Source organism: Paenibacillus silagei (genome assembly GCF_017874735.1).
Taxonomy (GTDB): Bacteria; Bacillota; Bacilli; order Paenibacillales; family Paenibacillaceae; genus Paenibacillus_AQ; species Paenibacillus_AQ silagei.
The window spans coordinates 244,157-268,468 of sequence record NZ_JAGGLV010000006.1 but is presented as its reverse complement, the minus strand read 5'-3'; the positions used below and the strand labels follow the sequence as shown (position 1 = coordinate 268,468).

Annotated in this window: 20 protein-coding genes; 16 read left to right on the top strand and 4 right to left on the bottom strand. The window is 53.3% G+C overall.

The window, feature by feature from the left end; all coding sequences use genetic code 11:
• The first annotated feature begins 367 nt into the window (after window positions 1–367).
• The 5 genes from J2Z70_RS11800 to J2Z70_RS11780 all read left to right on the top strand — a co-directional run bounded on the left by J2Z70_RS11800 (window position 368) and on the right by J2Z70_RS11780 (window position 6,412).
• Window positions 368–3,115: a GH36-type glycosyl hydrolase domain-containing protein gene (locus J2Z70_RS11800; RefSeq protein ID WP_245368160.1), complete on the top strand. Its 2,748-nt coding sequence runs from the start codon at window positions 368–370 to the stop codon at window positions 3,113–3,115.
• Window positions 3,116–3,260: 145 nt separating this feature from the next.
• A complete protein-coding gene (locus J2Z70_RS11795) occupies window positions 3,261–4,145 on the top strand; it encodes a hypothetical protein (RefSeq protein ID WP_209872936.1) in 885 nt (294 codons plus the stop codon).
• Window positions 4,146–4,251: 106 nt separating this feature from the next.
• Entirely contained in the window at window positions 4,252–5,343 is a 1,092-nt protein-coding gene (gene serC / locus J2Z70_RS11790) for a 3-phosphoserine/phosphohydroxythreonine transaminase (protein ID WP_036722639.1), read from the top strand.
• A gap of 196 nt (window positions 5,344–5,539) precedes the next feature.
• Window positions 5,540–6,004, top strand: coding sequence for a tRNA (uridine(34)/cytosine(34)/5-carboxymethylaminomethyluridine(34)-2'-O)-methyltransferase TrmL (gene trmL / locus J2Z70_RS11785; protein ID WP_036697752.1), 465 nt, complete (start codon window positions 5,540–5,542; stop codon window positions 6,002–6,004).
• 153 nt (window positions 6,005–6,157) lie between these two features.
• Complete coding sequence (locus J2Z70_RS11780; RefSeq protein WP_036697751.1) at window positions 6,158–6,412, top strand: AbrB/MazE/SpoVT family DNA-binding domain-containing protein; 255 nt, start codon at window positions 6,158–6,160, stop codon at window positions 6,410–6,412.
• A 386-nt stretch (window positions 6,413–6,798) separates the two neighbouring features.
• Here the strand turns inward: J2Z70_RS11780 and J2Z70_RS11775 are convergent, their stop codons facing one another.
• Entirely contained in the window at window positions 6,799–7,866 is a 1,068-nt protein-coding gene (locus J2Z70_RS11775) for a phosphodiester glycosidase family protein (RefSeq protein WP_209872933.1), read from the bottom strand.
• Window positions 7,863–8,270, bottom strand: a complete 408-nt coding sequence (locus J2Z70_RS11770) for a hypothetical protein (RefSeq protein WP_036722356.1) — start codon at window positions 8,268–8,270, stop codon at window positions 7,863–7,865. The genes J2Z70_RS11775 and J2Z70_RS11770 overlap by 4 nt, the downstream gene beginning before the upstream one ends.
• 283 nt (window positions 8,271–8,553) lie before the next feature.
• On the opposite strand from J2Z70_RS11770, the gene J2Z70_RS11765 reads away from it, so the two are divergent.
• The 5 genes from J2Z70_RS11765 to J2Z70_RS11745 all read left to right on the top strand — a co-directional run bounded on the left by J2Z70_RS11765 (window position 8,554) and on the right by J2Z70_RS11745 (window position 15,359).
• Entirely contained in the window at window positions 8,554–9,210 is a 657-nt protein-coding gene (locus J2Z70_RS11765; protein ID WP_209872929.1) for a response regulator transcription factor, read from the top strand.
• Between the two features lie 67 nt (window positions 9,211–9,277).
• On the top strand, window positions 9,278–10,495 hold the full coding sequence (locus tag J2Z70_RS11760) for an aminotransferase-like domain-containing protein (RefSeq protein WP_076079779.1): 1,218 nt from the start codon (window positions 9,278–9,280) through the stop codon (window positions 10,493–10,495).
• Between the two features lie 267 nt (window positions 10,496–10,762).
• Entirely contained in the window at window positions 10,763–12,220 is a 1,458-nt protein-coding gene (locus J2Z70_RS11755) for a glycoside hydrolase family 1 protein (RefSeq protein ID WP_209872927.1), read from the top strand.
• 248 nt (window positions 12,221–12,468) lie between these two features.
• Complete coding sequence (gene licT, locus J2Z70_RS11750; RefSeq protein ID WP_209872925.1) at window positions 12,469–13,320, top strand: BglG family transcription antiterminator LicT; 852 nt, start codon at window positions 12,469–12,471, stop codon at window positions 13,318–13,320.
• Between the two features lie 140 nt (window positions 13,321–13,460).
• Window positions 13,461–15,359, top strand: a complete 1,899-nt coding sequence (locus J2Z70_RS11745) for a beta-glucoside-specific PTS transporter subunit IIABC (RefSeq protein WP_209872923.1) — start codon at window positions 13,461–13,463, stop codon at window positions 15,357–15,359.
• A gap of 907 nt (window positions 15,360–16,266) precedes the next feature.
• On the opposite strand, the gene J2Z70_RS11740 is transcribed toward J2Z70_RS11745, so the two are convergent.
• Window positions 16,267–17,166 (bottom strand): DUF2161 family putative PD-(D/E)XK-type phosphodiesterase, encoded by a 900-nt coding sequence (locus J2Z70_RS11740; protein ID WP_209872921.1) that lies wholly within the window; start codon window positions 17,164–17,166, stop codon window positions 16,267–16,269.
• A gap of 170 nt (window positions 17,167–17,336) precedes the next feature.
• On the opposite strand from J2Z70_RS11740, the gene J2Z70_RS11735 reads away from it, so the two are divergent.
• Complete coding sequence (locus tag J2Z70_RS11735) at window positions 17,337–19,232, top strand: PrkA family serine protein kinase (protein ID WP_209872919.1); 1,896 nt, start codon at window positions 17,337–17,339, stop codon at window positions 19,230–19,232.
• 194 nt (window positions 19,233–19,426) lie between these two features.
• Here the strand turns inward: J2Z70_RS11735 and J2Z70_RS11730 are convergent, their stop codons facing one another.
• Window positions 19,427–20,308 carry a hypothetical protein gene (locus tag J2Z70_RS11730; protein ID WP_209872916.1) on the bottom strand — a complete coding sequence of 294 codons (882 nt, stop codon included), beginning with the start codon at window positions 20,306–20,308 and terminating at the stop codon, window positions 19,427–19,429.
• 160 nt (window positions 20,309–20,468) lie between these two features.
• Between J2Z70_RS11730 and J2Z70_RS11725 the strand changes: the two genes are divergently transcribed.
• From J2Z70_RS11725 to J2Z70_RS11705, 5 genes are all read left to right on the top strand, one after another.
• Window positions 20,469–21,056: a TetR/AcrR family transcriptional regulator gene (locus tag J2Z70_RS11725; RefSeq protein ID WP_036721318.1), complete on the top strand. Its 588-nt coding sequence runs from the start codon at window positions 20,469–20,471 to the stop codon at window positions 21,054–21,056.
• Window positions 21,057–21,200: 144 nt separating this feature from the next.
• Window positions 21,201–21,644 carry a flavodoxin domain-containing protein gene (locus tag J2Z70_RS11720; protein ID WP_036721321.1) on the top strand — a complete coding sequence of 148 codons (444 nt, stop codon included), beginning with the start codon at window positions 21,201–21,203 and terminating at the stop codon, window positions 21,642–21,644.
• Window positions 21,645–21,710: 66 nt separating this feature from the next.
• Window positions 21,711–22,628 carry an AraC family transcriptional regulator gene (locus tag J2Z70_RS11715; protein WP_245368158.1) on the top strand — a complete coding sequence of 306 codons (918 nt, stop codon included), beginning with the start codon at window positions 21,711–21,713 and terminating at the stop codon, window positions 22,626–22,628.
• Window positions 22,629–22,684: 56 nt separating this feature from the next.
• Window positions 22,685–23,617 carry a VanZ family protein gene (locus tag J2Z70_RS11710; RefSeq protein ID WP_209872914.1) on the top strand — a complete coding sequence of 311 codons (933 nt, stop codon included), beginning with the start codon at window positions 22,685–22,687 and terminating at the stop codon, window positions 23,615–23,617.
• A 38-nt stretch (window positions 23,618–23,655) separates the two neighbouring features.
• Window positions 23,656–24,261 (top strand): DJ-1/PfpI family protein, encoded by a 606-nt coding sequence (locus tag J2Z70_RS11705; protein ID WP_209872913.1) that lies wholly within the window; start codon window positions 23,656–23,658, stop codon window positions 24,259–24,261.
• Window positions 24,262–24,312 lie beyond the last annotated feature (51 nt).

Sequence of the window (24,312 nt, the reverse complement as noted above, 5' to 3'; positions counted from 1 at the left end):
GTGGGCAAATGAGCTAAATGAGGAGCATTAGTGCACCTGAATTCGGAGAATGTGTGCTAGTTGAGCAAATGTGGAACCCCGTTCGTACTTGTTACAAATAGCTTAATATTGTGGTTTCGTAAATTTTCGTTACTAAAATAGTATTAATGTAATAAAATTACAATTATATGTGATTATCTGAGCTTTAGAGTATTAATTTTGCACATTAATCTCTGCTCATAAGTCAAAAATAACGCTTTACAAAGGAAAATAACGGTGTAATAATGAAACCGAAACCGATTTCGGAAAGCGGTACTGGGCTTTGCGATTATGTGGTCATACGCAATTAAGAATACATCTGCTGTTAGGAAAAGGGAGGAAGAATGTATTGAAGGAGCAATCAAAGGTGGCAAGATCAGGCTGGAGCTTCACCGGGAATAACGGGGACTTTCGGCTGGAGCAGCCGGACCGGAGCAGCTTTTTATATTTTCCGCTGGTGAATGAAGGGGGCATGATGTCCTCGGTCAGTCCTAGGCTGCATGGTCAGGCCACTTCGGGCCATAATACCTTTCTGACACCGCCAATCTCCGTGGAGGATCTGCATAACTCCCGCGCCTCGCGCAATTTCTGGGTGTACATTGAAGGCAAGGGCGCCTGGTCGGCTGCCGGCAATTCTGCACGGCAGAATGCGGCGTTCTATGGCGAAGCAGCAGATGAATCCTTGCTGGAGGCAGGACTTCTGTGGCATCGGGTGACGCGGGAGAGTAAGGAGCTGGGGCTGAGAGCGGAGATCACAAGCTTCGTACCCTGCGGCAACGACAAGGTTGAGCTGATGAAGGTGGTACTTACGAACAGCGGTACAGAGGCGCTTACGCTGACATCTACAGCGGCTATTCCGTTGTATGCGCGTTCTGCGGATGATCTGCGCGATCACCGGCATGTCACCTCGCTGCTGAACCGGATCTATACTTCGGCGTATGGCGTAGAGGTGCAGCCTGCGCTGTCCTTCGACGAACGCGGCCACCGGGTGAATCATACTTCGTACGGGGTATACGGGGCTGGTGAGGGCGGAGCGCTGCCAACCGGATTATTCCCGGTGCAGGAGGAATTCATCGGCGAGGGCGGAAGTCTGGACTGGCCGGAAGCGGTCGTGAACAATCTGGCGCCGCCGATTGGGGAGGATGGCGGAGTGCCTTGGGAAGGATATGAGGCGCTGGGTGGTTTGCGGTTCGCCGCAATCACTTTGGAGCCGGGTCAGAGTCATTCTTATGTCGTAGTCATGGCGATTGACAATGATAGAATCGATGTGCAGGCGCTGATGGCCAAATATGGCTCTGCTGCGGCTTTTGACGCGTTGCTTGATGAGAATAAACGCTTCTGGGCGGATAAAGTCAATACGGTAGAATTCCATACTGGAGATCATGCCGCCGACGAATGGATGAAATGGGTCACGCTGCAGCCGGTGCTGCGCAGGCTATACGGCAACTCGTTCCTGCCTTACCACGATTATGGCAGAGGGGGACGCGGCTGGCGCGATCTCTGGCAGGATTGCCTGGCTCTGTTGATTATGGAGCCTGCGGATGTGCGCAGCCTGCTGCTGAACAACTATGCCGGAGTTCGAATTGACGGCAGCAATGCGACGATCATCGGGCAGCAACCGGGCGAATTCATTGCCGACCGCAACAATATTCCCCGGGTCTGGATGGACCATGGTGCGTGGCCGTTCCTGACTACCATGCTATACCTGGATCAGAGCGGGGATCTGGACTTCCTGCTGCAGGAGCAGACTTATTTCCGTGATACCTTCATGAACCGCTGTAAGGACCGCGACGCCTCCTGGGAGCCGGGGGCAGGAAGCAGTCTGCGGACAACTGCGGGCGAAGAATATACAGGTACTATTCTGGAGCATATCCTGCTGCAGAATCTGGTTCCTTTCTTCAATGTGGGTGAGCACAATAACATCCTGCTGGAAGGCGCAGACTGGAACGATGGCCTCGATATGGCAGCACAGCGGGGTGAAAGTGTTACATTCACAGCCTTCTATGCCAGCAACCTGCTCGATCTGTCCAAACTGCTGGTTACCCTGAAGGAACGGACTGGCGGAGATACGCTGGAGCTGGCCGAAGAGATGGTGCTGCTGCTTGACTCGCTCGGCCAAGCTGTCGATTATGAATCGGTGACAGCCAAGCATGAGCTGCTCAGCCGCTTCTATGCTGCTGCACCGAATAAGGTGAGCGGGGTAAGAGCCGTGCTGACGCTTGAAGAGGTTGCAGCAGATCTCGCCCGTAAGGCGGAATGGATCTTCGATCACCTGCGCCGCAATGAATGGGTAGAGAGCGGACACGGTGACGGCTGGTTCAACGGCTATTATAATAATGACGGTGAACGTGTAGAAGGGGAATGGGCGGAGAGCACACGGATGACGCTTACCGGTCAGGTCTTCCCGCTCCTCGGCCACGCTGCTGCTCCAGAGCAGATTCCTGCGATCATCTCTGCGGTAGAGCGCAATCTGTACGATGAGAAAATCGGCTACCGTCTGAACAGCAACTTCGGCGGCATTCAGCAGAATCTGGGCCGGGCATTCGGCTTCGCCTTCGGACACAAGGAGAACGGAGCCATGTTCAGCCACATGACCGTTATGTACGGCAATGCGCTGTATAAGCGCGGATACGTTAAAGAAGGCCGCAAGGTGCTGGATTCACTGTATAATCTGAGTGCGAACTTCGAGGTGAGCCGGATGTATCCCGGAATTCCGGAATATATCAATGAGCAGGGCAGAGGAATGTATACGTATCTGACAGGCTCGGCAAGCTGGCTGCTGCTGACGATGGTAACTGAGGTGTTTGGCGTCAAAGGCAAGCTCGGCGACCTGCTGCTGCAGCCGAAGCTGGTGAATGAACAGTTTGACGGCGATAAGAGCGCCTCGATCAAGACTATCTTTGCCGGACGCGAGCTGAAAGTCGTCTATATGGCCTCTGGAAGCACGGAATACGGAGAGTATCAAATACACGCAGCCCGCTTGAACGGGGCTGAGGTAACGCTTCAGCGCGTCTCAGAGGGTGCTGTGATTCCACGCAGCCTGTTGACAGACCTGCCTGAAGGAGAAATTCATCTGCTGGAGGTAGAGCTGGCCTAAAGCCGGAGCTGCTGAATTCTATCGCCTGCTCTGCCGGTCCGCGCGGAGCAGGCGTTTTAATATCCAAATAACCCGTATAGAATGGGCTTGGAAATGCTATGATAGGATGTGCTGCGTCCAACCAGGACAGAAAGGAAAGAGATCAATGACACGTATACTATCCAATGGAGTACTGACCGTAGAGATTGCTGATGTGGGAGCCTATGGAGGCACCCGTTTTGACTGGACAGGATTTATTACAGGCGTGAAGCTGGACGAGGGCGGGCATACCTTTTGTGTTCCGGAAAGTCTGGTGCCTGGGCAGGGTACTGGAGGGATAGGCCTCTGCAATGAGTTTGGCATTTCCCGGGCAATCGGCTATGAAGATGCTGCTCCTGGGGAATGGTTCCCCAAGCCCGGCATCGGGCTGCTGCAGAAGCAAAGTGATGAGCCTTATTCATTCGTCGGGGAGTATCCGCTTAAGCCATTCCCGATCACTGAAGAGTGGAGCGAAGACTCGGTGACATACACTGTGCAGCCGCTGGAATGCCGGGGTTACAGCATGCGGCTGGTCAAGACATTGAAGCTTGAAGATAACCGGCTGGATATTTCCTACAGGATAGAGAATACAGGGACCGAACCGCTGCGGATTGAAGAGTATATTCATAATTTTGTCGGCATTGATGGGGCGCTGGTAGGGACGGATTATGAGCTTAGGCTGCCGGGAACGCTCCGGATTGTGGCCCCGGAATCGGCGTATACGGAGAATTTGCTCAGCATAGACGGGAATAGCCTGACATGGGCTGGGGAACCGGACCGCCAATTCTATTGCAGACTCGAAGGCTGGGAGCAGGCGGAGGCGGACTATTACTGGGAGCTGATCCATAAGCCTACTGGGGCCTGCATCAGAGAGAGCGGAGATTTCGCTGCTGAGCGGATTGCGCTGTGGGGAGACAAGCATGTAATTTCACCCGAGGTTTTTGCAGACATCACTATTTTACCGCGTCACAGCAAGGGTTGGAGCCGCAGCTACCTGTTTTCGGCCTCCTGATTGCGGTCTAGCTTACCTCATATGTGAATAATTATACTTGCTGGTGTTTATCGTTATCTGCTATCATAGCGATATCCATATTCATAGGAGAGAAAGGGTGGGAGTTATTTTGAGCAAGAGAGCATACAATTTTAATGCCGGTCCGGCCGCATTGCCGCTGGCAGTATTGGAACGTGCACAGGCGGAGTTCGTTGAATTCCGGGAGAGCGGAATGTCCATTATGGAGATGTCGCACCGCGGGGCGATATACGAATCCGTGCATAATGAAGCTCAGGAACGCCTGCTTTCGCTCCTCGGCAATCCGCAGGGCTACAAGGTATTGTTCATCCAGGGCGGAGCAAGCACACAGTTCGCCATGGTTCCGATGAACCTTATCGCTGAAGGCCAGGTCGGCAGTTATGTCATGACAGGAAGCTGGGCGGACAAAGCCCTGAAGGAAGCCAAGCTGACAGGCGGCGGTCATGTAGCCGCATCCTCCGCAGACAAGAAATTCCTGGCTATTCCTGAGCTTAGCAGCATCAAGGCTGCAGACAATGCCGCTTACCTGCATATCACCTCGAATGAGACGATTGAAGGCACGCAGTATGCACAGTATCCTGATGCCGGTAACATTCCGCTGGTTGCCGATATGTCCAGTGATATTCTGAGCCGCGACTTCGATGTGAACCAATTCGGTCTGATCTATGCCGGTGCGCAGAAGAATCTCGGACCGTCGGGCGTTACCGTAGTGATTGCCAAGGAAGAGCTGATCGCAAGTTCTCCGGCGAATATTCCGACGATTCTGCGGTATGATACTCATTACAAGAACAACTCTCTCTACAATACGCCGCCATCCTTCTCTGTATATATGGTTAACGAAGTGTTAAAATGGATTGAGGAACAGGGCGGGCTTGCCGGCACTGAAGCCAAGAACCGTGACAAAGCAGGTCTCCTGTATGATTATATCGACGGCAGCGACGGCTTCTACCGCGGAGTTGCGGAAGAAGGCAGCCGTTCCATCATGAATGTAACGTTCCGGATGCAATCGGAGGAGCTGGAGAAGCAGTTCATCAAAGCTTCCGAAGCGGAAGGCTTTGTCGGCCTCAAGGGACACCGCAGCGTAGGCGGCTTACGGGCTTCGATCTACAACGCAGTCCCACATGAGAGCGTTAAGGCGTTGGCTGATTTCATGAAGCATTTCCGGCAAACTCAAGGGTAATGAAAGAACGTTCCTGACCTTCCGCCTTGCAGCGGAAGGTTTCTTCTTGCCCGCAGCCAGGATCATAGAGCCCGGCCTGTGTCCGGCCTGTATCTGCAAGCAGCATCAAGAATACACCACAGGGCCATGGAGGAACACGGCGGATACTTACTCCGCCGCACTCCTTAAGACCCTACAGAGAGGAAGCATTCGTATTATGGCATTACACATTGTGCTGGTGGAACCGGAAATACCGGCGAATACCGGCAATATCGCCCGTACCTGTGCGGCCACAGGAACCCATCTCCATCTCGTGCACCCGCTGGGCTTCCGCACAGACGATGCTACGCTGAAGCGTGCCGGACTCGATTATTGGCATGCAGTGAATATTGAATATCATAATTCCTTCAGTGAAGTATTGGAGAAGTATCAGGAAGGGCGGTTCTTCTACGCAACCACCAAGGCCAAGAAGCGCTATAGCGATTTCGCCTTCCGGGATGGAGACTTCTTCGTGTTCGGGAAAGAAACCAAGGGGTTGCCGGCAGAGATCCTGGAGGCTGGTCAGGAAACGGCGATGCGGATGCCGATGAGCGAGGCGGTCAGATCGCTTAATTTGTCCAATTCGGCAGCGATTGTGGTCTATGAAGCGCTCCGGCAGCTCGATTTCCCACAACTTTTCTAAAAGTTGACATCATTTTTTATTTTTTTCAGCAGGATTCGACATTTTAGTAACGAAATAGTTGATTAGTGCCGAAGAAAGTAATAGGGTACGTGAACTTGGATGTCAGAAATGGCACTACTAATCATAAGTTGAACAGGAGAGTGTAAGTTAGATATGAAACCTGCTGGCGTTGTACGTAAAGTAGATCAGCTGGGTAGAATTGTTCTGCCTAAGTCTCTGCGTAAAAGGTATCAAATGAATGAAGGTGATCCTGTAGAAATTCTTGTTCAGGGCGACCACATTATTCTGGAGCGTTACCGTCCGAAGTGTGTCTTCTGCGGATCTATGGAAGGCGTAAGCGAATATAAAGACCGTTACATTTGTTCAAGCTGCCTTACCGAGATGACCCAACTGCCAAAACACGCGTAAGCGTAGAGCGCATCAATTATCTACATAGGGTAAAACGCGTAAGCGCGTCTTATAACATGGATGCTGGTTGGACTCGGCTTCAGTGAATAGTGAAGAACACAAAAAGAGCGCCGCACACATCCGTGCGGTGCTCCTTTTTGTGGTATACGTCCATCAGATTGTTCGCGGAGGGCGGGTCACAGCCCCTTAGTCTTGTCGTCGTTGTAGGAAGAAGTAAGAATACCAGCCAGAAACAGTACAAATACCAGGGTCACGATCCAAAAAGTCAGGGAGAACGACATGCAGGCACCTCCATTATTGACGATCTTCGTTACCCTGAGTATACCCTTTTAATCTGTAAAAATAAATGAAAATATGATATTTAGCATTGACGGTTATACTCGGAATTACTTGAAGAACAAGAAGTTGGTTGGGACACGGCGCAAATTGCCGTCGGAAGGCTTGTTAATGACCTTGCCGCGGAAAATCATGGACGATGAGCCGCCGCCGTCCAGGTTATAAGCATCGATGACGCCGAGATTGTACAGCTTATCCTGCAGCTCAGCCAGCGTTGCTCCCGAGTTACCGTTCTCGTTATATCCGTCAGCGACCAGAATCAGCAGCTGATTATCCTTGTAGTTACCGATGATGGTCCGCGGTGCCCGCTTCGGGGCCAGCTGCCATTTCAGCGGAATGGCTGTCTTGCTCTGATTCTTCAGCAGCACAGGGACGAAGGTTGCTCCGAATACCGGCTCCAGCTGATCGAGCTGGTCACGACTGGTGAATTTGCCGCCGATCAGCTGGCCGGATTTGTTCAGGCCGACGAAGCTGAGATCCTTGTAGCTGGGCTCGAAGCCGTACAGATATTCTCCGCCGACGATGGTGGTCGAGAGCGGATAACGCTTGCCGTTCTGATCAGCGAAGCCGCCGGCATTAATACCGGCCGAGGCACCGTAGCGGTTCACGGCCTGCAGTGTGGTCTCGGAAGCGCCCGTGCCGTCACCGGCCAGGCTCATCTTCATGGCTGAGGTATCCTTCAGCTTAATCTTCATGGCGTATGCTGTATAATTGCCGGGGTTCAGCCGGTATAATTCAATGGTAATCCGGTCGCTGCTGATCACATCGGCAGGAATGCCGAGCCGGGAACTAATCCGGCGGTTGTAGATCCGCTCAGGACGGGAGGTCTGGGCCGTTGCTGTGCTGACCAGTGTATTCATAGCGTTCGTGGTCTGCTTGTAGAGCTGTGCGCTGGTACCGATAGAGTCTATGGTGTAAGCGGCATAGCTCTTGGCCACAGCCAGGTCCTGCTTCAATTGCGCGGTTTCATTCACGGGTCCGGGGTCAGCTGCGAAGGGGGCGGTATTCAGCTTAAGCTCAAGCGGAGGCTGGTACAGCCACAGACAGAGCAGCAGTCCGAACAATGGAGCGGTCAGGAGCATGAAGAACCGGTTCACTCTTTTGACAGGAGTCATCATTTCAGCAGATCCATCTCTTTCTTGAGCGTATCAAGCTGTTTCTTGACCTCGCTTAATTGCGTGTACAGCTTGTTGCTGTTGTCCGTCTTGTTACTGGCATTATCCTTGGTGAAGGTCAGCAGCTCGTTGAACGTCTGCACGGTGCTCTGAAGCTCCTTCACTTGTTCTGACAGGACGGCGATCTTCGACTCGTAGTCGGTCTTCAAAACGGTAAGCTGCTGCTGGCTTTGAGATCCAAGCTCGCTCAGCACCTGATCCTTCAGATGATTGGTGTAGCTGTACACGGCATATACGCCGGCTGTGATCATCAGAATCCAGAACAGTAGAAACCATTTGACGGACGAGCCGCTTCTCTCTGCACTCCGGCGAGAGTGTACCCGGGTCGATTCCGCTAGCGGTTGCATTTCATCACCTCAAGCCATATTTTTTCAAGTTCTCATTCTATCAGACTTTCAGGTTTTTCGCAAAAGTGAAAGAGCCGCGCAGAAACGACAAAAAGTAATTGCATCCTGTTAAACTACTGCGATACAATTTCTATAGATTGGAATATCTGATGGACGTATTCAAGGTAAAAGTAGGAAGAATAGACTTATGACAGCATAGATCCTTGCTTGCGTGTTGACAGGAAACGCTTACAGCGCTTTCCATTCTGGAAAATTATATAGATAGCAGGAGGTCTGGGCATTAATGACGAAGGTCTGGCAGGTGGTCATCGTGGGATGTCATCCCACAAGTATGCTGGGAACAAAATTAATTCTGGAAGATGAGGAGGGACTGACGGTAGATGGCATGTTCGCTACCTGGGAAGAATGTCTCGCGGGCATGGAGGAATTAAGGCCTGATCTGGTGCTGAGTGATTATCAGATGCATGACGGAACCGTAGAGCTGGTGCTGCCGGACATGAAAAAAAGCTCACCGTGCTCCCACATTATTATCATGACGGAGGAGAACGATAAGGAGATATTCCTGCCCCTGATTGAACTGGGAGCGAGCGGGGTATTGTCAAAGGGAGCCACTCCGGATCAGCTTCTGCAGATGATCCGCGGCATCCGCGAAGGGTTCCTCTCCATTCCGCTGGAATGGATCGAAAAGGGCTTCCGTCCGGTAGCCTCCTCCAGAGGGCTGGAAGGTGTCTTGCAGCTGACACAGACGGAGATGTTCATCATGGAACGCATTGTGCAAGGAATTACATACGACAAAATCGCACTTGAAATTGAAGTCAGCCGCCGTTCGATCGATAACTACCTGCGCAAGATTTATGTGAAGCTGGAAGTATCGACAAGAGCGCAGGCGATTGAGAAGTTCGCGCTTTTCTCAAGACAGAACAAGCAAATCTACGCATAATCCCTGTATTACGACATAATGGCGTCAGGACTGGAATATTCTTAAACCAGATAAAGGGGGGAAGCGTATGAAGTATGAGTTTTCTTCGCGCGCACATACATTGTTATCTTCACCGCTGCTGAGTATCCGTAAAGAGACACGCCGGGGTACGCTGATCTCGCTGGCAGAAGAGCTCCCGGCAGAAGAATTATTTCCGCTGTCACTGCTGTCTGAGGCGGCATCTACCGTGATCTCCACAGATGCAAGTGCGCTGCAGTACGGGGAGCCTGAAGGGTATGGCCCGCTCCGCGAATGGCTGACCGGAGATTGGCTCCGCAGCAAAGGGGTGGCGGTAACCGAAGGCGGAGTGCTCCTGACAACGGGCAGCCAGCAGGCCATCGATCTGCTGTCCAGGGTGTACATCGATCCCGGGGATCATGTACTGGTTGAGAATCCGACTTCTCCCGGTATTCTGCAGGCGCTGCGGATGCAGGGAGCCGTCATTATTCCGGTCCAGGGGGATGGGGATGGCCTGCTGCCGGATCATCTGCGCCGAACGATCCGCAGCTATAGACCCAAGATGCTGTTCGCTGCGCCAAGCTTCACCAACCCCAGCGGAGTGCTCTGGAGCCTTGCCCGGCGGCAAGAGATTCTGGAGCTGTGTATCTCACATAATGTGCTGATCGTAGAGGATGATTCCTATGGCGATCTGCACTTCCAGCGGAGTGAGGGCCACCCCTCCAAGAAATATCCTACTCTATATGCGCTGGAGAATGTCAGCGAGGGCGGGCATGTGCTGTACATCGGCTCCTTCAGCAAGACGGTCGCGCCGGCGCTGCGGACGGGCTGGGCGGCGGGAAGCCGCGAGCTGATCGGCATGATGGCTGCCGCCAAGCAGATGGCGGACTGGCAGTCCAGCTCGCTGAACCAGCGCCTGCTGCATCATCTGCTCAGTGTGTCGGCCTTTGATCTAAGGGAGCATATCGCGCTGCTGAACCGCGAATACAATACCCGCCTGAAGCTGATGGCGGAGCTGCTGAAGCGTCCGGCCTGGAAGCACAGCGTGTATGATATGCCGGCCGGCGGCATGTTCCTCTGGGTATCGCTGCCTGAAGGCCTGGACGCGATGGCTCTGCTGCGGGCTTCGCTGTCCAAGGGGGTAGCCTTCCTGCCTGGTCCGCTCTGCAGTGTAAGCGGAGGCTCGGACCGCATCCGGCTCAACTTCAGCCATCCCGGCCGCGATGAGCTGCTGCTTGGAATGAATCTGATGAGCGAAGCGGTGACCGAGTTCACGGCGCGCAGCTAGGGGAGAAGGAACGGGCGCAAATATGAGCTTCACAGAAATTGAGCGGATTTTCATTTGAATTTTGCCGGATGCTATGTTAGGCTGGAGTCAATTAAATCTTCCATAAACACATCGTTTACTGGATTGTTACTGGCCGTGCCAGGCAAAACCTAAACTGATGGTGACTGATTTGAACCCGTTCGCCGGGCTCGATGATCTTGCCATAGGTTTAGGTTTTTCTGTTATATAGGCCATGCAGAAAGATCATAATGAAAAGGGGTAAGGACTATGGCTACAGTACTTAACGGATTTCCTGAGCATTTCTTATGGGGCGGCGCAACCGCTGCCAATCAGCTGGAGGGCGCTTTTGATCAGGGGGGCAAAGGGCTGTCAACCGCAGATATGATCGCCTTCGTGCCAAAGGATAAGCGCACAGGGGATCATTCCATGGAGATCTCTTCGGAGCGTATCGCCCGGATTCTTGCCGGAGAGACGGATGACTGGTTCCCGAAACGCGAAGGCGTTGACTTCTATCACCGCTACAAGGAGGACATTGCTCTATTCGCCGAAATGGGCTTCAAGGTGTTCCGGCTGTCGATTAACTGGGCACGGATCTTCCCGAACGGCGATGATGCCGAGCCTAACGAGCAGGGTCTGCAATTCTACGACGATGTATTCGATGAACTGTTGAAATACGGCATTGAGCCGCTGGTTACTCTCTCGCACTATGAGACTCCGCTCGGTCTTACACAGAAGTATAACGGCTGGGCCAGCCGTGAAGTGGTCGGCTTCTATGTGAAGTATGCTGAGACTGTATTTACACGTTACCGGAAAAAAGTGAAGTACTGGCTGACCTTCAACGAGATCAATGTCATGCTCTTCAGCCCGTATACCGGAGGCGGTATTCTTACAGACCGCGTGGAGAACAAGCTGCAAGCGGTCTTTCAGGGGCTGCATCATCAGTTCGTAGCAAGCGCCCTGGTTACCAGACTCGGACATGAGATTATTCCAGGCTCGCAGATTGGCTGCATGCTGGCCCGTATGGAGAGCTACGCGCATACCTGCAATCCGGCGGATGTACGTAAGAGACAGCAGGAGGACCAGCTGAATCTGTTCTTCACGGATGTGCATGCGCGCGGCAAGTACCCGCGTTATATGAACCGTTATTTTGCCGAGAACCATATTGAGATTGTCCGTGAACCGGGGGATGATGAGCTTCTTGCTGCGAATACAGTAGATTTCATCTCGTTCAGCTATTATATGACGCTTACGGTGTCCGCAGGTCCGGAGGGTGAGGCGACTGAAGGAAATCTGCTGGGCGGCATCAAGAACCCGTATCTGAAGGCCTCCGACTGGGGCTGGCAGATTGATCCTGTGGGTCTGCGCATTACCCTGAACAACCTGTACGACCGTTACCAGAAGCCGTTGTTCATCGTAGAGAACGGGCTGGGCGCATATGACAAGGTGGAGGAAGACGGATCGATCCATGACCATTACCGGATTGATTATTTGCGGGAACACATCAAGGAGATGAAGGAAGCGGTTAAGGACGGCGTGGAGCTGATGGGCTATACGGCCTGGGGCCCGATTGACCTGGTGAGCATGTCGACCTCGGAAATGTCCAAGCGCTACGGCTTCATCTACGTAGACCTGGACGACACGGGAAGCGGCACGCTGAACCGCAGTAAGAAGGATTCTTTTGAGTGGTACAAGCAGGTGATTTCGTCGAACGGTGAAATATTGTAGGTGAAATGGGGCAAGCTTAAGAAGCACAGGCCTTAATAAACCGTTTTCATAAAAGTGTTGTCATATTAACAATGATATGCTAAGATGCTGCTACAGGTAGAATAACTGGATTGTTACTGTTCATTCAGGCAAAACCAGAAACGGGCACTCTTTTGATGCCGTTTTGGTTTTGCCTTTTTTAACACGATAATGTTGTATCCCCGCGCCTGCGGGGGGATTTTATTACTCTGACGGTGTAAGGTGATGGAATGAAAATTGCTAAGGTGCTCAACAACAATGTGGTCACCGTACTCGATGCCAGCGGGAAGGAACGGGTCGTAATGGGCCGCGGTATCGCCTTCAAGAAGCAGGCCGGGGATGATGTTGAGGATGCTCAGGTCGAGAAGGTATTCGCCCTGGAGAATAAAGAAGGTTCACAGAAGCTGATGTCGCTTCTCTCGGAGATCCCGCTGGAATATGTGGAATGCACCGATGAAGTGATCCGTTATGCCGAGACGGTGCTCGGGGAGAAGCTGCATGACAGCATCTATATCTCACTGACGGACCATATCCATTTCGCCATCGACCGCCACCGTCAGGGGCTTCAAATCAAGAATGCACTGCTGTGGGAAATCAAGCGGATGTACCGCAAGGAGTTCTCCATTGGACTCAAGGCGCTGCAAATTATCGAGGAACGGCTTGGGGTTCTGCTGCCGGAGGACGAGTGCGCTTTCATCGCGATGCATCTGGTGAATGCGCAGATGAACGGTGAGATGCGGGAGACGGTAAGTATCACGAATATCGTGAAGGACATCTTGAATATTGTCCGGCGGAGCTTCCTGATTGAGCTGGATGAAGAATCACTCGGGTATTACCGCTTCCTGACCCATCTGAAGTTCTTTGCGCAGCGGGTGGTTCAGGGCACTCCGATGGAGGAGCGAGACCAGGATCATGCGCTGCATGATCTGGTCATGAAGCAGTACCCGGCTGCCCATGCGGTTGCGGTGAAGATAGCGGACTATTCCCGCAAGATATACAAACGGGTCTTGTCCAAGGAAGAAATATTGTATCTGACCATTCATATTGAACGGATTATCCGTAATGAGGATATAACAGAATAATGTGGTGCAGGATTGCTACTCGGAACAGAGGCAAAACCTAAACCCGGACAGTGCTGGAGGCAGAAGACTGCCTTTCCCCGCTGATCGGCGTTTAGGTTTTTTTTTGCGGAAAACATACTACATCTAAGGAGCAACATCTTATGAATACAAAAGAGCTGTCCAAAGAAATATTGAAGCTTGTCGGCGGAGAAGACAATATCGATCAGGTAACCCACTGTATGACCCGTCTGCGCTTCAATCTGAATGACAACAATCGTGCGGACAAAGCGGCCCTGCAGAAGACGGACGGGGTTATGGGCGTGATGATTAACGGCGGGCAATTCCAGGTCATTATCGGCAATGATGTGCCGGTGGTCTACAATGAGCTGATTGGCAATATGTCCGTTTCTCCTGAGAAGAAGGCTTCCGGTGACCAGGTGGAGAAAAAGAAGCAGAATCCGCTCAGCAAGCTGTTTGACTTCATTTCGGGAATCTTCACACCGATCCTGCCGGCCATTACCGGTGCGGGGATGATCAAAGGGATTGTCGCCCTGCTGGTGGCGGTGGGCTGGATGGGGACAGAGAACTCCACGTATATCATACTATCGGCGATCGGGGACGGTGCCTTTTACTTCCTGCCGATTGTTCTGGCCATCAGCGCTGCCCGTAAGCTGGGGAGCAATATGTACATCGCTGCTGCGATAGGGGCGGCCATTCTGCATCCGACCGTCACCACGCTGCTGGGGTCCGGGGAGCCTGTTACCTTCGCTTCACTGCCGGTGGTAGCTGCAACCTATGCTTCGTCCGTCATTCCGATTGTGATTGCAGTATGGCTGGCCTCCTATGTGGAAAAAGCCGTTGATAAAGTAACCCATGCTTCCCTGAAGCTGATTATCGTTCCGACGGTTACGCTGCTGGTCATTGTGCCGCTTACCCTGATTGCCGTAGGCCCGCTGGGAGTAATTATCGGGGATGGCCTGACTGGAGGGATCAGCTGGCTGTTCGAGAATACGGGATTATTCGCAGGCCTGCTGCTGGGCGGAACCATGTCGCTGCTGATCATTACCGGGATGCACTATGCTCTGATTCCAATCATGATCGCATCCATTGCACAGCTTGGCTATGACTATATGATTCCGATTATGATGGTAGCGAACTTCGCCCAGGCGGGCAGTGCGCTCGGTGTCTCACTGAGAACGAAGAACAGCAAGCTGAAGTCCCTCTCCCTGTCCACAAGTATTACGGCTTTCATGGGGATTACAGAACCGGCTATGTACGGTGTGAATATGCGGCTTAAGAAACCGTTCATCGCTGCCCTGATCGGCGGAGCCGCCGGCGGTGCGTTCCTCAGCTTGTTCAAGGTAAAAGCGTATGTCATCGGCGGACTCGCCGGGCTCTCCGGCATCCCGATGGTTCTCGGTGCGACCTTTGTCTATTCGGTCATCGGCTTCGCCATCGGGGCGGCAGTTGCTGCCATTGTCACTTATATTATCGGTTTCGAGGATGAGCCGGAAGCTGCTGCTGCGCCTGCGGTGACTTCTGCCGAGCCTGTCGCATCTGACGCTAACACTACTGTGATCGGCGCTGCTGCTGAGCCTACGATGGTGAATCAAGAGGTGTTCAGTCCGATTGCCGGAGCGGTGAAGCCGCTCAGCGAAGTGAGCGACCCGGCCTTCTCGGAAGAGATTATGGGTAAAGGATATGCCATTCAGCCGTCCGAAGGCCGCGTAGTCTCGCCGGTCCAGGGAACGGTGTTCTCGCTCTCGAAGAGCGGACATGCCATTGGTCTGGTCAGCGACAGCGGAGCGGAAATGCTGATCCATATCGGCATCGACACGGTGAAGCTGAAAGGCCTGCATTTCTCGCCCAAGGTAACCGCCGGAACCCGGGTGGCTGTCGGCGATCTCCTGATGGAATTCGATCTGGTCGAGATCGAGAAGGCTGGCTATAGCACGATTACGCCGGTTATTATTACGAACATCCAGCAGTACCAGTCCATCCAGTCTGCTGGCGCCGCCTCGGTTAAGGAGAAGGAGCTACTGTATACGGTGCTTGCTTAGGGCGAGCCAGGAGCGAATAAGCGAAGGGCTGGGGCTTGGAGTGAATGAGCGAAGAGCATGGTATAAACCAGTAGGATATTCTAGAGTATAGATCAGGTAAGTGGATAGAGAAGGTACAAAGGGTTGTCGCTCGCAGCAGGTCTGCGTGGGGACAACTCCTTTTGTGCTTGTATAGTTGGCGCGAGAGATGATTCGCAGGCCGAATGTGTGCGGAAAACCGAACACAATGTGCAGGGGCGATGGGGCGAAGGTAAGCGGACCAAATGTGTGTAAAAAACCGAATACATGTATTGGCGCTTGTCCAGTAACTTTATTCTGTGGAGATAGGTGGAAAAAGAGCATCTAATTTGACTGGATTCCTCGAATTTGGGACTTTAGTTGGAAAAAGTACATTTATTCAGCTGAAATATGCTACTTAGGACAAAATGGTGGAAAATAAGTGTTGTTTATCCAACTAATCTTTTGCGCCGGGAAAAACTCAACGATTTAAGTGTTGATTTTCCATCTATTAGCCGGGCAGTAGAGCGGGAACGCCTTGCGATTGCGTGAATTCCCATTTAAAGGGAGGCGCTTCCGCTCGGGTTCGGCAGGTGGGGCTGCGAACGAATCGGCAGGTGCAGCTGGCCCAGGTCCGGCTGTTGGAGTAGTGAGCGGATGGGTAGGCGCGCGGCCCGGGTTCTGCAGGTGGAGTATTGAGCGGATGGGTAGGCGCGCTGCCCGGGTCCGGCAGATGGAGCAGTGATCGGACAGATGGGCAGACACGGCGGCCTGGGTCCGGCAGGTGGGGCTGCGAACGGATAGGCAGTCGCAGCAGCCCAGGTCCGACAGATGAGCTGCGAACGAATCGGCGGGACCTGGGCTGAGGGCGGGACGAATCCGCTGAGATCCGCTCCGGCCGGGCGCGGGCCTACAGCTTGCCCGCGCTGATCTCCGCGACCGCTGCATACTCGATCAGCGCGGCTTGTCCGGCGGCCGTGAGCGTGTAGCGGCCGCGCTGCACCCGGAAGAACCACGCATAGTAGTTCTTCTGCAGGATCGCAGCGGCGCCGGGCACGCCGCTGCGCTTCCGCAACGCGGCGGGCGTGACGCCGACGCCGCGCGCGCCCTCCGCCCGGCTGTGCGCAGCCGCCGGGCCCGCACCCGCAGCGGCATCACCCGCCGCCGCTGCTGCCGTACCCGCGGCCGCCGGCTCCCCGGCGGCCAGGGCAGTGCCCGGCGCGCCGCTTAGCGCCGCGGGCCCCCCGCCGAGGCCGGCCGCTCCGGCGGCTTCGGCCTCCAGGGCCTGCAGCGCGAGGGCCACGCGCAGCGCCTTCTCGCGGTAGGCAGTCACGAGCTTGACGCGCGTGCTGCCGCCGGTGTTGTAGTCCCCGCTGCGCTCGCGGAACTCATAGAGCAAGCGCTCGCGGCGGCGCACCGCGCTGCGGGCCTGCGGCGGCGCGTCGCCCGGCTCCGCGAGCACCTCGACGAGCGGGGCCTTCGTCTTGTAGAAGACGACGGTGATCAGCCCGAGGCCGAGCCGGCGGCACAGCCCAGTGAGCTCGCCCCAGCGCTGGTTGACCGCGCCCTTCTTCTCCCTGACGCGTTCTACCGCGAGGTAGACGTTAGGGCTGAGCCGCAGCCGTTCAATCCCCTGCAGCAGCAGGGCGAGATTGAACGATTTTTTCATCTCCACAATGAGTGGCTGCGCCTCGTCTTCCCGGATGCCCACCAGATCACAGGTCCGCACCTCACCCTTGATGTCATAGCCTTGCCGTTCAAAAAAACTCTTCAAAGGAGCATACAGCTCCGTCTCCTGCTTGATTGCCATTCGTATTCACTCCTGCCCTGAATTGCAGCGTAATTATAATAGAGAATTTATGATTCTCTATTATAGCACAGCAAAAAAGAGGTCAACTATTCCGGGCTCGCCGCATAGGTATGTAATACACTTTCTAAGCTTGGTGGAGCAAGTAGGAGCGCAAGAGGAGGCAGCGAGCCATGGATATTTTTGAGCGTATAGCAACGCATCGGGCTGAGAACGACCGTTTGGCGTGGAGCGGCACTTTCAAGGACTATATAGAACTGCTTAGAGTAGACCCCTCTCCCGCCAAAACGGCTCATTCCCGCGTATACGACATGATCAAGTCACACGGCGTCGAGGACATTAACGGACGTAAACGGTATAAGTTTTTTGAACAGGAGATCTTTGGACTGGATCGTGCGGTGGAAAAGCTGGTGGAGGAATACTTCCATTCCGCAGCCCGAAGGCTGGATGTGCGTAAACGGATTCTGCTGCTGATGGGACCGGTCAGTGGAGGAAAGTCCACCTTGGTAACGCTGCTGAAGCGCGGCCTGGAGCAATATTCGCGCACGGATGCGGGTGCGGTGTATGCTATTGAGGGCTGCCCGATGCATGAGGACCCGCTGCATCTGATTCCGCTGGAGCTGCGGCCTGAGATCGAACGCGAGCTGGATGTACGGATTGAAGGCAATCTCTGCCCGTCCTGCCAGATGCGGCTGAAGAATGATTACCACGGGGATATTGAACGTGTTGCGGTTACCCGGGTGCTGTTGTCGGAAGAGGAGCGGGTAGGGATTGGTACATTCAGCCCTTCCGACCCGAAGTCGCAGGATATCGCGGATCTGACCGGCAGTATCGACTTCTCCACCATTACCGAATTCGGCTCGGAATCCGATCCGCGGGCCTACCGCTTTGACGGGGAGCTGAACAAGGCCAACCGCGGCCTGATGGAATTCCAGGAAATGCTGAAATGCGATGAGAAGTTTCTGTGGAATCTGCTGTCTTTGACCCAGGAGGGCAACTTCAAGGCCGGACGGTTCGCGTTAATCAGTGCTGACGAACTTATCGTGGCCCACACGAATGAGACCGAATATAAATCCTTCATCTCCAATAAAAAGAACGAAGCACTCCAGTCCCGCATGATCGTCATGCCGGTTCCCTATAATCTGCGCGTCTCTGAAGAGGAAAAAATCTACGCCAAGCTGATCGGCCAGAGCGATATGAAGCATGTGCATATTGCCCCTCACGCACTGCGCGCGGCGGCGATCTTCTCAATCCTGACCCGACTCAAGGAGAGCAAGAAGCAGGGGATGGATCTGATCAAGAAGCTGCGTATGTACGATGGCGAAGAGGTCGAGGGCTACAAGGAAGCGGATCTGAAGGAGATGCAGACCGAATACTTAGATGAAGGCATGTCCGGCATCGACCCGCGTTATGTCATTAACCGCATCTCCAGCGCCCTGATCAAAGGCGATCTGCAGTGCATGAACGCGCTGGATGTGCTGCGGGCAATCAAGGACGGCCTGGATCAGCATCCTTCAATTACGAAGGAGGAGCGCGAGCGTTATCTGAACTTTATTTCTATTGCCCGCAAGGAATACGATATTCTCGCCAAAAGCGAAGTGCAAAAGGCCTTCGTCTACTCTTTTGAAGAATCGGCCAAAACGCTGTTCGAGAATTATCTCGACAATATCGAAGCCTTCTGCAACTGGTCCAAAATCCGCGACCCGCTTACCGATGAGGAGATGGAGCCGGATGAGCGGCTGATGCGCTCCATTGAAGAGCAGATCGGCATCTCGGAGAATGCGAAGAAGGCCTTCCGCGAGGAGATCCTGATCCGTATTTCGTCCTACTCCCGTAAGGGCAAGAAGTTCGAGTACAACAATCACGACCGGCTGCGGGAAGCCATCGAGAAGAAGCTGTTCACGGACCTCAAGGATATCGTCAAAATCACCACTTCCTCCAAGACACCGGATGAAAGCCAGCTCAAACGGATCAACGAGGTCAGCCGCCGCCTGATCGACGAGCACAACTACTGCCCGATCTGTGCCAATGAGCTGCTGAAATATGTCGGAAGCCTGCTGAACCGCTGACGGAGGCAGCTTCACGGATACTGGGGACCGGGGACTGCCATCAGGCAGTCCTCTTGTCTGTCCGGAGCTAATTAAGACTTGTACGCTCAGCCAAAAGGGAATATCCCAGGCCATGGTGATGGCTTAGGGATATTCCCTTTAGTCTAGCGAAGCGCCTGATCGGTGAATCCGTGCGGACTGGATAACTAATTCTTCTAATCCTCCTGAGAGTCCTTAGGCTCCTGCTCCTTACCGCCAATCTTGAAGCTTAATTGGCCGTTATATTTGCCGAGCTGTCCGCCCACGCCGATGCCTGCACCTTCGCCGCCGCCGAACTGGGCTTTGGCCTCAGCCCCGATGCCCTTGTTGCCGCCGAGCTGAACATGAGAGTCAAAGCCTGCACCTTGACTAAGCCCCAGATGAGCACCCGCATCTGCATTCAGCCCGTGATCGCCCCCGGCCTGTGCGCCCAACTTGACATCTGCGCCTTGCCCGCCGCCGAGCTGGGCCTTGCCTTGTGCAGCCACCCCGTATTTGCCGAAGGCCTGGGCTTCGGCGTTCACTCCGAGGCCTTGCCCGTTGCCCACATGGGTATCGCCTTGCGCTTCGATCCCGTAGGAGCTGCTGCCGATATGGCCGTCTGCCTGTATGCTTGCGCCGCTGTACGCCAGGTTTCCTCCGGCATTCATGCCGATGCCGTGTTTACCCCCTAACTCGCCTCCTACATCGACATGAATTCCCTTTCCGCCGGCCTGACTTGCCCCGGGATGGCCGTCCACCGGCTTGTTCGCGGTAGCCGGATGTCCGCTTTCGAGGACCGTCTGCGGCTTGCTAGCATTCTGAATCTGCTGCCAGCCGTCCATGTTGTCCTCCGCATGGTCATTCTCGAGCTTATGTGGAGCGGCCGGAGGTTCGGAGGCCCTGACAGTCTGCGTATTCCCGGCAGTTGCGGAATTCTTAGCAATCCTCGGAGCGGTCTCCTCAGTGGACTCCGAACGTACCAGGTAGTGGTAATGCGAATAAGGGTAGGGCTGCGGCAGATGCCGATAGCCTGACGGATGAGCTGAGCTGTTCGAATCTTCGTTCCTGTAATTCATGCGGGAACCCTCCATTCTTGAAGTCATTACAATAGCCTATTCACCGAAATGGGAAGTGATTCGTGTCAGCTGAATATAAAAGTGCATTGTAATGCCTGCAAGGCTATGCTACATTATGAATGAATTATATATTATTCACTCAGGCGCGGAGGGCTTACGGATGGAAGATAAGAAGGCTGAGATTTTCAGATGCGGCAAAGAGCTGTTCAGCTCCAAGGGCTTCAAGGACACCAATATTTCCGACATCACCAAAATGTGCGGATATGCCGTAGGCACGTTCTATAATTATTACGCTTCGAAAGAGAAGCTCTTCATCGATATTTATCTGCAGGAGAACGAGAAGCTGAAACGGAGTATCCTGCAATCTTCGGTCAATCTGGACGACGAGCCTGCCAAAGTGCTCAAAGAAATCATGGCGCTTAATTACAGCGGGATCAATACGAATCCAATCCTGAAGGAATGGTACAACAAAGCTCTTTTCAGCAAGCTGGAGAAGGAATTCTATGAGCATGGCGGAATAGAGGGTATTCATGAAATGATGAACAGCGGCACACTGGAATTAATCCGGCACTGGAAGTCCAGGGGGAAAATCAGAACAGATCTGGAGGACGGGATGATTCTTGCCTTGTTCAACTCCGTGCCGTATATCGACATTCACAAGGAAGAGATCGGGGTTAGCTATTTCCCGCAGATCCTGGACTATTTGGTCGAATTTATAATGAAAGGCTTGACGGATACACAGCATTGACGAAGGTATCCGGCATCGCTTTGCTGGCGGCAGAATACACTATTAAATGTTCAGTGGATATCCTGGGCATTTTATTTTGGCTTGAAATGAATGAATTTAATTAAGCTCATTCATATTTTAAATATAACGAATTGAGGCGCCATTATGAAGACTATCATTATTTACCGATCCGGCCGCAGCATGAACACACAGAAGATTGCAGCCGCTATGGCTGAAGTGTTAGGTGCAGATTTGGCAAAAGTGGAGGACGTTAAGCCTGAGATGCTGTCCGTATATGACCTGATTGGCCTCGGTTCAGGCATTTACGCCTCCAAAATTCACCGCAGGATGTTCAAATTCATCAAGAGAATGCCGCTCCGGGACAAAAATGTCTTTATTTTCTGCACATCCGGCTCTGGAGAATTCAAGAATCAGGCACTGGTTGAGGCCAAACTGGCGGCCAAGGGCAGTAACGTGATCGGTGAGTTCCATTGTCCCGGGGAGTTCAGCCCGCTGGGCTTCAATCTGGATAAAAAAGGGCATCCCGATGAGCTGGATGTTGAGAAAGCCCGCCTGTTCGCAGCCGCTATATTTGACAAGATTGTCTGAAAAGCTGAGTATATAGCAAGACTGGATCAGTCCCGGAGGCCGCCATCTGCTATAATGTATGCACCTATGTATACTGAAAGGCCGGTGGAGTCACTGAATTACAGCAGAGAGATCGGGCAGACGATTGAATATATTGAGGAGCATCTTACGGACCCTTTGACGGCGGAGCAGATTGCGGCGTATGCGGGTTATTCGCTGTTTCATTTTTGCCGGATGTTCAGCCAGTCGCAGGACATGCCGGTCATGGAATATGTGCGGAGCCGAAGACTGTCGCGGGCTGCTGTCGAATTGTTCAACGGGCGGAGAATTACGGACATCGCGCTGGAGTATGGGTTCGAGACTCCCGGCGGCTTCGCCAAAGCCTTCCGCAAGTCTTACGGCTACAGCCCCTCCCAGTATGCGGCGCGGATGAACGGCTATGTCCGGGACCGGCTGGCGTATGACATCAAGGAATACATCGCGGAGCCTGTATTGGTGACGAAGCCTGCTTTTAACGTAGCGGGGTATGGAATCGAGACGGATGTAGAGGCGGGGAATACTACGCAGGATGTCGCTTCCTTCTGGTATTACTATGAGGGCGACAATCTGGAGGATCAGATGTACGCAAAGCTGAATCCGCCGAAGCACGGGGAGGTCGGCTTATGTATACCGTCAGACGCTGGCGGTAATGCTGTGTATCTGCTGGGGGTTATAGTGGAGGACTTCAGTAAGGTCACTCCTGACATGCTTACGGCTGTTGTACCGGCGGCGCAGTACGTGGTATTCACGACACCTCCGGTGGACGCTACTGATGAGGCGAGACCGGAGACTTTTGCCGAGGTGGTCAAGAGTACCTGGAGATATATCTTCGAGGACTGGTTCCCGGGCAGCGGCTACATGCATGACGAAGATAAACTGAACTTTGAGTTCTACGACGAACGCTGTCACGCCCGCGTGGATTCCGTGATGGAGATTTATGTCCCTGTACGGGAACGGGTTTCATGAAACCACACTAACCGTTTAATTGTAATAAGTGGAAATATAGAGTGAAGGGGTTAACCATGGTCAAACAACGCAAGAATTTGCTAACGGTAACTATATTGTACACACTGTTTGTTCTTTATTTTATGTTCTTTGCTTTCGGCAGAGGTGAGGCATCGGATCATACCGTCTACACCTTTATTTTCATGCCCGATAACTTCCTTCTGCTGCCGTATCCATCTGATCTTCTACATCCCAGCCTCATGAGTATGGTGGGTTTCGGGAACACGCTTGCGTTTGTTCCTTTCGGCATATTGATTCCATGGCTGTACCGGGTCGGCTTCGTCCGGTTCATCACCTTATTCTTCATCGCGATTCTTGTGCTTGAAACGATCCAGGCTCTTACCTTCCTGGGCAGCTTCGATATCAACGACGCTCTTCAGAATTCGGTTGGTGCAGCCCTCGGCTTCGGGGCGTACAAGCTTGGTTTCCGTTACCGCAGCCTCGGGCGCAATCTGGTGGCAACGGCTATATCAGGGTTGGTTCTTTTTATAGCTTTATGGGGACTAGGCGCGGCGGTAGACAAAATATTAACTAAAGTAGAGGGTCCGTTTACGGCGATCACGGAATGGACGGACACCTCGGGCAATTCATCCGCAGACAAACCGGACAGTATTCAAATCAACGGACAGAAGATACCGCTCCGCTCTAACCTGTATGGCGCTGAAGGCGGAGATTCCAGAACATTCACGTACAAGTCTGAGGGACAGACGATTTTCTCCTTCACTTTCGGAAACCCCGAACCAACGGATTATTCCGGTGAGATCAGTATTACCCGGGATGGCCAGGAGATTCTGAATTATACTGGAGATTTTCAGCGTACTAATCCTGAACAGTACCCTGTGGTATATGAGATGCCGGTTGAGCCCGGGGATGAGCTGAAGATCACAATCAAGGGGGACTTGAAAGTATGGGATGTGGGGTATAAGAAGATGCAGTATTTCTGGCAATGAGTGCTTGATCTTCTATTCAGAGAGGATGGGTGACGGTTATGAAAATGGCATTTGTTCTGTTCGACGGCATGACCAGCATGGATGTTGTGGGGTTCTATGAAGCGGTGAGCTGGGTGGCGATCCTGAAGGCGAAGGAGAACGTATCCTGGACATTTTGCGCCAACAAAGCGGAGGTGACGGATGACCGGGGGCTGACCATGAAGGCCAATGAGGTGCTGCCTGATCTGGGCACCTTCGATCTGGTCTTCCTCCCGGGCGGCATGCCGACCCGGATACTCCGCTATGACGAGGACTTTATGAGCTGGATACGAACGGCAGAAGGCGCACGTTATAAAGTGTCGGTCTGCACCGGTGCACTGCTGTTAGGGGCGGCAGGATTCTTAGAGGGGAAAAAAGCGACCACGAACTCGTCAGCCTACGATCTGCTTGCCCCTTACTGCGGGGAAGTCATTAAGGCCCGGGCTGTCCGGGACGGTGATACCTTCACCGGAGGCGGAGTAACGTCCTCGATCGATCTTGGTCTGTACCTGATTGAGTGCTTAGTGGATACAGACACTGCACGTCTGGTGCAAAAAAAACTGGAGTACCCCTACTATCAGGCAGGTAATCTGAGCGATGTCTATTATCCGTATGAAGAGGAATAGACAGAGGGCGGTGTGATTCTACAAGAAAGGCAAGCCCCGCAGCAGGGGCTT